This is a genomic window from Pseudomonas sp. NPDC007930 (assembly GCF_042958985.1).
Lineage (GTDB): Bacteria > Pseudomonadota > Gammaproteobacteria > Pseudomonadales > Pseudomonadaceae > Aquipseudomonas.
Genome location: NZ_JBIBKC010000002.1, coordinates 571,388 through 581,520, shown reverse-complemented (window position 1 = coordinate 581,520; position 10,133 = coordinate 571,388). Strand labels below are relative to the sequence as shown.

10 protein-coding genes are annotated in these 10,133 nt (G+C 67.7%); 2 read left to right on the top strand and 8 right to left on the bottom strand.

Going from position 1 to position 10,133, the window contains the following annotated elements; all coding sequences use genetic code 11:
• Positions 1-2: 2 nt before the first annotated feature.
• Both ACFZCE_RS07160 and pyk read right to left on the bottom strand, forming a co-directional pair.
• A complete protein-coding gene (locus ACFZCE_RS07160; protein WP_390937380.1) occupies positions 3-833 on the bottom strand; it encodes an RsbRD N-terminal domain-containing protein in 831 nt (276 codons plus the stop codon).
• Between the two features lie 123 nt (positions 834-956).
• Positions 957-2,408 carry a pyruvate kinase gene (pyk, locus tag ACFZCE_RS07155; RefSeq protein WP_390937378.1) on the bottom strand — a complete coding sequence of 484 codons (1,452 nt, stop codon included), beginning with the start codon at positions 2,406-2,408 and terminating at the stop codon, positions 957-959.
• Between the two features lie 155 nt (positions 2,409-2,563).
• Between pyk and ACFZCE_RS07150 the strand changes: the two genes are divergently transcribed.
• A complete protein-coding gene (locus ACFZCE_RS07150) occupies positions 2,564-2,938 on the top strand; it encodes a tol-pal system YbgF family protein (protein WP_390937376.1) in 375 nt (124 codons plus the stop codon).
• Positions 2,939-3,066: 128 nt separating this feature from the next.
• Positions 3,067-3,432 (top strand): PilZ domain-containing protein, encoded by a 366-nt coding sequence (locus ACFZCE_RS07145; protein WP_390937374.1) that lies wholly within the window; start codon positions 3,067-3,069, stop codon positions 3,430-3,432.
• Between the two features lie 3 nt (positions 3,433-3,435).
• Here the strand turns inward: ACFZCE_RS07145 and ACFZCE_RS07140 are convergent, their stop codons facing one another.
• The 6 genes from ACFZCE_RS07140 to ACFZCE_RS07115 are packed head-to-tail and all read right to left on the bottom strand — an operon-like array spanning position 3,436 to position 10,047.
• Positions 3,436-4,761: a DUF58 domain-containing protein gene (locus tag ACFZCE_RS07140; RefSeq protein WP_390937515.1), complete on the bottom strand. Its 1,326-nt coding sequence runs from the start codon at positions 4,759-4,761 to the stop codon at positions 3,436-3,438.
• A 2-nt stretch (positions 4,762-4,763) separates the two neighbouring features.
• Positions 4,764-5,741, bottom strand: a complete 978-nt coding sequence (locus ACFZCE_RS07135) for an AAA family ATPase (protein WP_390937372.1) — start codon at positions 5,739-5,741, stop codon at positions 4,764-4,766.
• Positions 5,738-6,895: a DUF4350 domain-containing protein gene (locus ACFZCE_RS07130; RefSeq protein WP_390937370.1), complete on the bottom strand. Its 1,158-nt coding sequence runs from the start codon at positions 6,893-6,895 to the stop codon at positions 5,738-5,740. Before ACFZCE_RS07130 ends, ACFZCE_RS07135 begins: the two co-directional genes overlap by 4 nt.
• Positions 6,892-8,376 carry a DUF4129 domain-containing protein gene (locus tag ACFZCE_RS07125; protein WP_390937368.1) on the bottom strand — a complete coding sequence of 495 codons (1,485 nt, stop codon included), beginning with the start codon at positions 8,374-8,376 and terminating at the stop codon, positions 6,892-6,894. The genes ACFZCE_RS07130 and ACFZCE_RS07125 overlap by 4 nt, the downstream gene beginning before the upstream one ends.
• Positions 8,366-9,343, bottom strand: a complete 978-nt coding sequence (locus tag ACFZCE_RS07120; protein ID WP_390937366.1) for a stage II sporulation protein M — start codon at positions 9,341-9,343, stop codon at positions 8,366-8,368. Before ACFZCE_RS07120 ends, ACFZCE_RS07125 begins: the two co-directional genes overlap by 11 nt.
• Positions 9,340-10,047, bottom strand: coding sequence for an RDD family protein (locus ACFZCE_RS07115; RefSeq protein ID WP_390937365.1), 708 nt, complete (start codon positions 10,045-10,047; stop codon positions 9,340-9,342). The genes ACFZCE_RS07120 and ACFZCE_RS07115 overlap by 4 nt, the downstream gene beginning before the upstream one ends.
• Between the last annotated feature and the right edge of the window lie 86 nt (positions 10,048-10,133).

The following is a 10,133-nucleotide window of genomic DNA, read 5'->3' as shown; positions in this document are numbered from 1 at the left end:
CCTCAGCGGTTCGAGACCAGGCGCACGTTCAGCTCGCGCAGTGCCAGTTGGAAGGCATCGGCCAACGAAGCCTTGGTGACCACATCGCCGAGCTCCACGCCCAGGTGCACGATGGTCGCGGCAATCTGCGGGCGGATGCCGCTGATGATGCACTTGGCGCCCATCAGCTTGGCCGCGGTGATGGTCTTGAGCAGGTGCTGGGCGACCATGGTGTCGACGGTCGGCACGCCGGTGATGTCGATGATGGCGATGTCCGATTCGGTCTCGACGATCATCTGCAGCAGGGCTTCCATGACCATTTGCGTGCGGTTGCTGTCGAGTGAGCCGATCAGCGGGATGGCCAGTACGCCCTTCCACAACTGCACCACCGGGGTAGACAGTTCGAGCATGCTTTCTTGCTGTTCGCGGATCACCGACTCACGGCCGGTCACGTAGCACTGCATGCTGTACAGGCCGAGCTTGTCGATCAGCCGGCTGCTGGCCAGCACCAGGGTCAGGCCGTTTTCAACGCCCTGCAGCCGTTCGAACAGTGGCTCTTTGAGCGAGAACACGAAGGTGGCGGTTTCGGTTGGGCTGAAGCCCTGGCGGCTCTGGGACTGGGACAGGCGCTCGAGCAGTTGCTTGACCGGGCGCCAGGCGCTTTGCTCAACGTCATCGGTGCCTTCGCCGATGGCGCGGGTGAGGGCGCGCAGCAGTTCGCGGGAATTTTCGACCATGGTCTGGTCGTCGATCAGGTCGGCGCGGATGCCGGCCATGCGCTGGGCGGCGATCCAGCGTTCGAGCAAGGTGCTCTCGTGTTGCAGCAGCAACTCGGCCAGTACGGTTGCGGTCATAGGCGGGCTTCCTGTCACGTATTAGAGGCAGTTGGAAAAGGTGCCCAACAGTAACAGGCTGGTAGTACAAACTGAAAGGCCGGCGCATGCGCCGGCCTTTCAGGATCCAAGCCCCGCGCGGGGTCAGACCAACGGGTCGCCTACGTGCAGCAGCTTCATGCCGTTGGTGCCACCCACGGTGTGGTAGCTGTCACCCTTGGTGAGGATGACCCAATCGCCTTGCTCCACCAGGCCGCGCTTGAGCAGTTCGTCGACCGCGGCTTGGCTGACCTCGCCCAGCGGCAGCGCCGACGGGTCGAAGGGGATGGTGTACACGCCGCGGAACATCGCCACCCGCGCCTGGGTTTCACGGTGCGGAGAGAACGCGAAGATCGGCACCGAAGAACGAATGCGCGACATGATCAGCGGGGTGTAGCCGCTCTCGGTCAGGGCGATGATCGCCTTCACGCCCGGGAAGTGGTTGGCGGTGTACATGGCCGCCAGCGCGATGCTCTGGTCGCAGCGCTCGAACTGGGTGTACAGGCGGTGGCTCGACTTTTTGCTGGTGGGGTGCTTTTCAGCGCCCACGCACACGCGGGCCATGGCCTTGACCGCTTCGATCGGGTAAGAGCCGGCGGCGCTTTCGGCCGAGAGCATCACCGCGTCGGTGTAGTCGAGCACGGCGTTGGCCACGTCGGAAACTTCCGCGCGGGTCGGCATCGGGTTCTGGATCATCGACTCCATCATCTGGGTCGCCACGATCACCGCTTTGTTGTTGCGGCGCGAGTGCTGGATGATCTTCTTCTGGATGGCGACCAGTTCGGCGTCGCCGATTTCCACGCCCAGGTCACCACGGGCGACCATCACCGCGTCGCTGGCCTGGATCAGCCCATCGAGGGTTTCGTCGTCGGCCACCGCTTCGGCGCGCTCGATCTTCGACACCAGCCAGGCGGTGCCGCCGGCTTCGGTCAGCAGCTTGCGGGCGTAGTGCATGTCGGCGGCATCGCGGGGGAACGACACGGCGACGTAGTCGACTTCCATCTCGGCGGCGAGCTTGATGTCGGCTTTGTCTTTTTCGGTCAGCGCCGGCGCGGTCAGGCCGCCACCCTTGCGGTTGATGCCTTTGTGGTCAGACAGCGGGCCGCCGACGATCACCACGCAGTGCAGGGCATCGGCGGTGGCGGTTTCAACGCGCATCACCACGCGGCCGTCGTCGAGCAGCAGTTCGTCGCCCACGCCGCAGTCCTTGACCAGGTCGGGGTAGTCGATGCCGACCACTTCCTGGGTGCCTTCGGTGAGCGGGTGGCTGGTGGAGAAGGTGAACTGGTCGCCGACTTTCAGTTCGATTCGCTTGTTGGCGAACTTGGCAATACGGATTTTCGGACCTTGCAGGTCACCGAGTAACGCGACATAGCGGCCATGCTTGGCGGCGATGTCGCGGATCAGGCGGGCGCGAGCCTTGTGTTCTTCCGGGGTGCCGTGGGAAAAGTTCAGGCGGGCAACGTCCAGGCCAGCCAGAATGAGTTGTTCCAGCACTTCCGGCGAATTGCTGGCCGGGCCCAGGGTGGCGACGATTTTGGTACGGCGAACGGTCATGCACTGACTCCTTTATTGACGCGCAGCGAAAGGCTACTCCTCTGGCAGGCTGTAGTCATTGTTCCGCTGCACTACCGGGCGGCGATTTTGCCAGGCAGTTGTGACTGAAGAAATTCCCAAGCGGGCCGATATGGTCGGTATTCCAGGAGATTGCCATGCGTACCCTCATAGCCTTGACCCTGCTGGCGACCGTCGCCGGCTGCACCCGCTGGTCGGCCGACCAGCACCTTAACAGCGCGTATCGTGCCTATGATGACGGTGACTGCCAGAAAGTAACGCTGGAGTTGTCGCAGGTAGACCGCCAGACCCAATCCCGGCCCTACCTGCGCCCGGAATCGGCGCTGCTGCGGGGCCAGTGCCTGGAGCGGCAGAACCTGTTCGTTGACGCGGTGCAGACCTACCAGTGGATCTTGTTCCAGTACCCTGGCAGCGAGTACGCCTTTCGTGCCCGTGCCCGGTTGCAGACCTTAGAACAAACCGGGCATTACCACCCCGAAGGTGAAGCGGTTACCCGACCGGCGGCTTTATGAAAATGTTGACAGCCTCGCAAGCGGTTATGGCAGTTTGCTAGCGGTGGTTTAAGCTGGGTTAACAATCAATTTGCACTTTGAGCGGTTGGTGCGTGTCCGACCTCCAGTGAGGTCAGGGAACGATAATCATGGCTAAGTTCATCGAACGGCGGATCGAGCGGCACCAGTTGCCGTATTACCTGAAAGTCTATAACCGCTACACCGACCAGCCCATTGGTTACCTGGGCAATGTGTCGGAGGCGGGGTTGATGCTGATCAGCCAGCTGCCGTTGCTGGTGGGGCCTGATTTCGAGCTGCAGTTGAAGGTGCCCGAGGCCGACGGCAGCGTGCAGTTGATCAACCTCACCGCCAGTTGCCTGTGGTGCCAGGAAGACGCCACCCCAGGGCATTACGACTCCGGCTTCATGCTGTTGCAGGCCCCCGCCGAGTACGAGCAACTGGTGCAGGTGCTGCGCCAGTACTTCAGCTTTCTACCGATGAGCGCATCGGCTTAACAGCTACAGCACCCCGGCTTTTTTCCATTCCAGGTATTTTCCGAGCAGGGCGCCGCCGAGTTCGTTCGGGGTGACGTCGAGCACCGGTACGCCATGGGCGGCCAGGCGCTCATGGAGCAGGCTGCGGCTTTCGAGGTAGTGCACCGCGCCGCAGTAGTCGAGTGCCTCGCTGTGGCCGCTGACCGGTTGCTGGCGCAGTTCATCGAGCACTTCTTCGCGCAGGCTGGCCACCAGCACCCGGTGGTGGCGCTTGACCCGCTGCAGCGCGGCCAGCAGTTCTTCGTCGTCTTCATCGCGCAGGTTGGTCAGCAGGATGACCAACGCCCGGCGCTTCTGGCTGTTGAGCAGCTCAGTGGCGCTGCTGTTGAAGTCGGCGTGGCCGATGCTGGTCGCCAGGTTATAGGTGCCGCCCAGCAGGTTGGCCAGGTGTTGCGGGCCCTTGCCCGGCGGTACCTGGCACGGCTCGCCGGCGAGGGTGCGCAGGCCGACCGCGTCGCCCTGGCGCAGCGCCACATAGGCCAGCAACAGGGCCGCATTGAGGGCATGGTCGAAGTGCGCCAGTTCGCCATCCTGGCTACGCATGCGCCGGCTGCTGTCGAGCCACAGCACAATGTGCTGGTCGCGCTCGTCCTGGTACTCACGCACGATCGGTGCGCGCAGGCGCGCGGTGGCCTTCCAGTCGACCTGGCGCAGGGCATCGCCTTCACGGTACTCGCGCAACTGATGAAACGCCTGGCCCTGGCCGCGGCGCGGCTGCTGGCGCACGCCCATCTGCCCGAGCCAGGCGTCGACCAGGCGCAACTGGGCGCCGTGCAGGCGGGCGAAATCAGGGAACACCCGGGCCTGCCCGGGCAGCGCCAGGTAACGCCGTTGGGTCCATAGCCCGAGTGGGCTGTGCAGGTGTACCTCGCAGCGGTCGAATTCGAAGTGGCCCCGGCGCAGGGGCTTGAGCCGGTAGCTCAGCCGCGCCGTGTGCTGCGCTTGCAGCCGCAGCGCCTGCGCCACGCCATCGAAGGCCAGGCCCTCGGGCGGGTGGTCGATCACGCTCAGGCGCAGCGGCGCGCCGCCGGCATGGGTGATGGCCAGTTGGATTTCACTCGCCCGGCCGATCGCCAGGTTTGCCGGCATCTGCCGGCTGGCCTGGGGCGAGCGGCGCCGCCAGAGCAGCCCGGCATCGAATAGCATCAACACCGGCAAGGCCAGCAGCAGCCCCCACAGGGCCGCGTTCAACCCCTCGCCGAGCACGCCGAAGGCGCGCAGCAGGCCATGGGCCAGGCACAGCAGCGCCAGGCCAGCACCCCAGGCCAGGGCCAGGCGGGTTGGCCGCAGCATCAGTTGCGCGGCGCCGGCACTTGGTCGAGCAACTGCTGCAGCACCTGGTCGGCGTCGAGCCCGTCGATTTCCAGCTCGGCGGCCAGCCGCACACGGTGGCGCAACACCGCCGGGGCGCTGGCTTTAACGTCATCGGGGGTGGCGAATTCGCCGCCGCGCAGCAACGCCCGGGCACGGGCGCAGCGCACCAGCGCGATCGACGCCCGGGGCCCGGCGCCCACCGCTAGCCCCGGCCATTCGCGGGTGGCGCGGGCCAGGCGCACGGCGTAGTCGAGCACTGTGTCGGCCAGGGGCATTTCACTGGCAACCTTCTGCAGCGCCACCACCTGGGCGGCGTCGAGCAACTGCGCCAGCGGCTGCACGTCGAGCATGTCGGCGCGGCTCGACGCGCTGACCTTGCGCACCATGGCCAGCTCTTCGTCCAGTGCCGGGTAGCCGATGCGCACCTTGAGCATGAAACGGTCGAGTTCGGCTTCCGGCAGTGGATAGGTGCCTTCTTGCTCGATCGGGTTTTGCGTGGCCATCACCAGAAACGGTTGTGGCAGCGGCAGGGCCCGGCCCTCCAGGGTGACCTGGCGCTCTTGCATGGCTTCAAGCAAGGCCGCCTGGGTCTTGGCCGGCGCGCGGTTGATCTCATCGGCCAGCAGCAGGTGGGTGAACACCGGCCCGCGGCGCAGCTTGAACTGCTCGCTCTTGAGGTCGAACACGGCGTGGCCGGTGACGTCGCTGGGCATCAGGTCGGGGGTGAACTGAATGCGCGCGAATTCGCCGCCAAAGCAGCGCGACAGGGCCCGCACCAGCAGGGTTTTTCCCAGCCCCGGCACGCCCTCGACCAGCACGTGGCCGGCGCCGATCAGGGCGCACAGCACCTCGTCGATCACTTCCTGTTGGCCGATCACCGCCTTGCGCAGTTCTTGCGCCAGGGCCTGGGCCAATTCACTGGCCTGGGCCAGGGTCAACGAACGTTCATCACTCATAGGGCGTTCCTGATGCGTTGCAGTTGGGCAACCTGCTGGTTGAAGGCGCCACTGGAAAGGCGTTTGCCGGCGCTCGGCGCCATCGCCTGGGCGATGCTCGCGGTGGGCACCCCGGCCAGCCGCGCCAGCACGTGCCACTGGTCGGCGACCGGCAGTTGGGCGAAGCCAGGGTGGTGCCGCGCGGCGCGGCGGCCGAGGTCACGCCGCAAGTGTTTGAGCAACTGCTGCTGGCCGCCGTGGCGCAGGGTGAAAGCCGCGCTGGCGCGCAGGTGTTCGGCCAGGCGCCGGCGCCCGGGGGGCGGCGCCGGCAACGCCGGGCCGGTGCGCACGCCGTGGTACCAGCAGGCCGCCAAGGCCAGTGCCAGTAGGGCCACCAACGCCTGGGCGAAGTATTGCCAGAGCAGGCTGAACCAGCCTTGCGGCTGGGCCTGCTGCACCAGGGTGACCTTGCGGTCCTGGTTGAGGTACCAGAGCAGCCAGGCGTTGTCGTGCTTGCCGATGGCGCCGTTGCGCCACAGCGCGGCGTCGCTGAGCACGGTGATCACGCCGTCGCCCCAGTCCAGTTGCATCAGGTGGGTGGCGATGCGGCTGTTGGCCCAGGCCATGGCTTTGTCGGTCGGGTCTTCGAGGTGGAACGCCGGGTCGAAGCCAAGCAGCGCCGGGGCGGGTTCGTTCTCGAGGTACAGTTGGGTCAGGTCGGGTGTTTTGTCCTGGCTGGCCTGGGCCGCTTCGGGCAGGTCTTTGCTCAGGGTGCGGCGGATGCGCAGGGTGTCGAGCAGGGCATCGCCACTGCGGCCGCGTTGGGCGTTATAGATGCCTTGGGCCACCACCACCAGGTGGCCGCCGCGGCGCACCCATTGCAGCAGGCGCTGCACCTGCGGCGCGCTCATGCCGCGGCGGTCGGCCAGCAACACCAGGCTGCTGGAGGCCGGGGCCATGCCGGCCCAGGGGTCGCCGCCGCCGGCAGGGCTGACCGCCAGGCCCTGGCCGCGTAAAAAGCGTTCGGCGGCCAGGTAGGGGTTGTTGCGCGCCGCCTCGGAAGGGCCGTGGTCGACGGTTTCTTCGACCCGCTCCAGGTGCGCCCAGAGGTAATACCCGGCCGCCGCCAGGGCGATCGACGCCAGCAGCACCAGGGCCAGCCGCCGCGCCTTCATGGTTGCCCCCCTGCGGCCGGGAACAACCGCCGCCAGGCCTGGCAGAGCTCTTCACCGGCACTTGCCGACGGCAGCCGCTGGCCATAGGCGGCGGCCTGCCAATGGCCGGTGAGCTTGCGGCTGAAGTCTTCCAGGCCGCTGAGCTGCAATGCCCGCACCCGCGCCAGTACCTCGCCCTCGGTGTCGGCGCTGCGCAGCGGCACCTTGTAGTCGCTCAGCAGGCGCCCGAGCAGCCCGCGGTACAGCAGGCTCAGCGCCTGGCGCGGGTCATCGGCCCAGAGCCGCTGGGCTTCGGCGGCGATGTCAGCGGGCAGCGGCGCGGCCAGGCCCAGGCCAAACAGCTGCGGCGGCGTGGCCTGGGCCCGGCGCGGGCGCCCGGGCAGATGTGGCCGGAGCCTGGCCAGCGAGCGCCGGTAGTGCCACAGCAGCCAGCCAATGGCCGCGGCGAGGATCACCCAGCCGAGCACCTCGAGCAGCTTGGCCAGCGCCTGCCAGGCCGGGCCAAACGTTGGCGGCGCCACCGGGGTGGGGGCATCAGCCTGGCGCCACTGCCAATGGCTGCGCTGCTCGATGTTCTTGAACGGCGGCTGGCCGACGATTTCGCCGATCGCCTGCTCGGCCTGGGCGGCGTTCAGCCGTTGCTGGGCCAGCCGAGGTGCCTCGGCGGCATAGGCCGGCGGGCTGGGCACCAGCAGGCAGGCCAGCAGCATGCCCACCACCGCCACGGGCGCCAGGCGCTGGCGCAGCGCGCGCAGGATCAGCTCGACGTCCCAGGCTTCGAGGTGGGTACGGCGGTTCAGGTACAGGGTGAAACCACAGGCCACGTAGATCGGCTCCCAGAACGCCAGTACCGCCACATAGAACACGTTGCTCAGGTGCCCGAGCCAGAGCAGGCCGCTGTCGGGCGAGGCCAGCAGCCACTGCGCCCAGTGCAGGGCTTGGTCCTCTACGTTTGGCGCCATCGCCACCACCAGCCCCATCAGGCCGAACAGCAGGCAGGTTTCAACGTGGGCGCCGACCAGCGTGAGCCAGGCGGCCGGGCGGCCGTGGTCCAGGTGTAGCAGCGCCAGCCGCGCGCGGCGCGCCGCGCCGTTCAGGCCTTCAAGCTGCAGGATGGGCAAATCGAAGCTGCGGCTGGGGCTCAAGCGCCGCCAGGTCAGGCTGGCCAGCCATTGCCGGCGCAGCAGCCCCGGCCAGGCGCGCAGGGCCTGGCCAAGGCTGGGCGGTGCCGCGAACAGCGCCTGCGCCAGAATGAACAACAGCACCCGCTCGTACAGCGGCTTGCCCCACCAGAACAGCAGCGCGGCCAGGGTAGGGCTGCGCCAGCACAGTAGGCTGAGCACGGTGAAGATCGGCAGCGTGACGCACAGCCAGGCCGCCACCAGCAAGCGCCGGTGGCGCGCGGCCAACAGCGCGCCGAGGTCCAGGGCTTCCCAGTGCGAGCGTGGGCGGATCACCACCGTGGCTTGGTCAAGCTTCACCGGCGCGCCTCCCGGCCAACAGCAGGTAGGCCAGCACGCCGGCCCACAGCAGCCCACCGACGCTGAACTTCACCAGCGGGGTGATGCTGCCCTTCGAAGACCAGTACGCTTCAAGAAACGCCGCCAACAACAAAAACAGCGCCAGCCCGTACACCAGGTTCAGCGCCGCCCGGGCGGCCTGGCGCAGCGCCTGGCCACGGCTGAGGCGGCCGGGGGCGATCAGCGCCCAACCCAGTTGCAACCCGGCGCCGCCGGCCAGGGCGATGGCGGTGAGCTCGAAGGCGCCATGGCCGATCACGAACGACCAGAACGGCACGCTGGCCGCGCTCTGCGACAGGTGCCCGGCCACCGCGCCGATCTGCAGGCCGTTGTAGAACAGGTAGAACAGGCTGCCCAAGCCCAGCAGCAGGCCGCTGGCGAAGGTCTGGAAAGCGATACCGATGTTGTTCATCACGTAGAAGCCGAACATCGCCCAGTCGGTGCTGGCCTCGCGGTTGGCGGCGCGGCCGAGGTGGCTTTGGCTGGGGTCGTACATGTATTCGGCGGCGCTGACCTTGGCCGCCGGCAGCAGGTTGTAGACCAGCTCTGGGTAGAGGTACACCAGCCCGGCCACCAAGGCGAGGGTGCCGAACAGCACGGCGGCGGCCAGCAGCACGAAGCGGCCGCTGGCGCGGACCTGGCGCGGAAAGCCCGCCAACAAAAAATGCGCCACCCGCGCCGCGGCACGCGGCTGGCGCCGGTACAACTGTTGGTGGCCACGCAGCGCCAGGTGCTGCAGGTGGTCCACCAGCGGCGTGGAGTAGTTGCGCGCCCGCGCCAAGGCCAGGTGGGTGCACACCCGCCGGTAGGCTGGGCCGAAGCTTTCGCTGCCAGCGCCGAGGCCCTGGCGCCGTTGCGCCTCGGCCAGTTGCGCGGCGAAGGCGTCCCAGCTGGGGCGATGGCGGGTTTCGAATTGGCTTTGTTTCACCGGCTGCCCACCAGCGCGCGGGCAATGCCGTTGATGCGCGCCATGGCCTGCGCCGGCTCGACCTGCAGCGGCACGGCCAGCAAGCCGGCGAGTTCCTCGACCCGCGCCGGTGCCAGCTCGGCCTGGCGTTCAGCCAGGGCCAGCAGTGCGCGTTGCTCGGCGGGGCGCAAGGTGAACGGCGCGGGCTGGGCCGGTACCTCGGGTAATTTGGGGGCGGGCGGTGGCGCGTCCTGGTAGATCACCAAGGTGCCGGCGGCGAGGTCGCCGAGGCGCTTGAAGGCTGGGTGCAGCAGGCTGCTGGTGATGCCCAGCACATAGCCCAGCGGCAGCATGTCGACGCTGCGCAACAGGTTGCGCAGCAACGAGGCCGACCAGCCCACCGGGGTGCCGTCGTCGTGCACCACGCGCAGCCCCAGCCATTGCTTGCCGGGCGTACGGCCCTGGCGCAGTACCTCGAACAGCACCATGAACCACCAGTTGGCGAGGAACGCCAGCAGCATCAGGGTGCCCATGCCCACTTCGCCCTGGGGCGCCAGCAACAACGCCGCGCCACCGAGCAGCGCGCCGCGCAGGGCGAGGTCGACGCAGAACGCCAGGGCCCGCGGTGCCAGGCCGGCGGGGCGCAAGGGCAGGTCAATGCCCTCGGGGGTTTCGACCAGCAGCAGGGTATCGACGGGGGGCGTGTGCGATCCGGTCGCGGGCATGGCAGGTTCCTTTTGATAGCCTGCGATGCTATCCAGCGACGCGCTTCCCGGCAACCCATCGGCATTGCCCGGTTGCAATCGGGCAC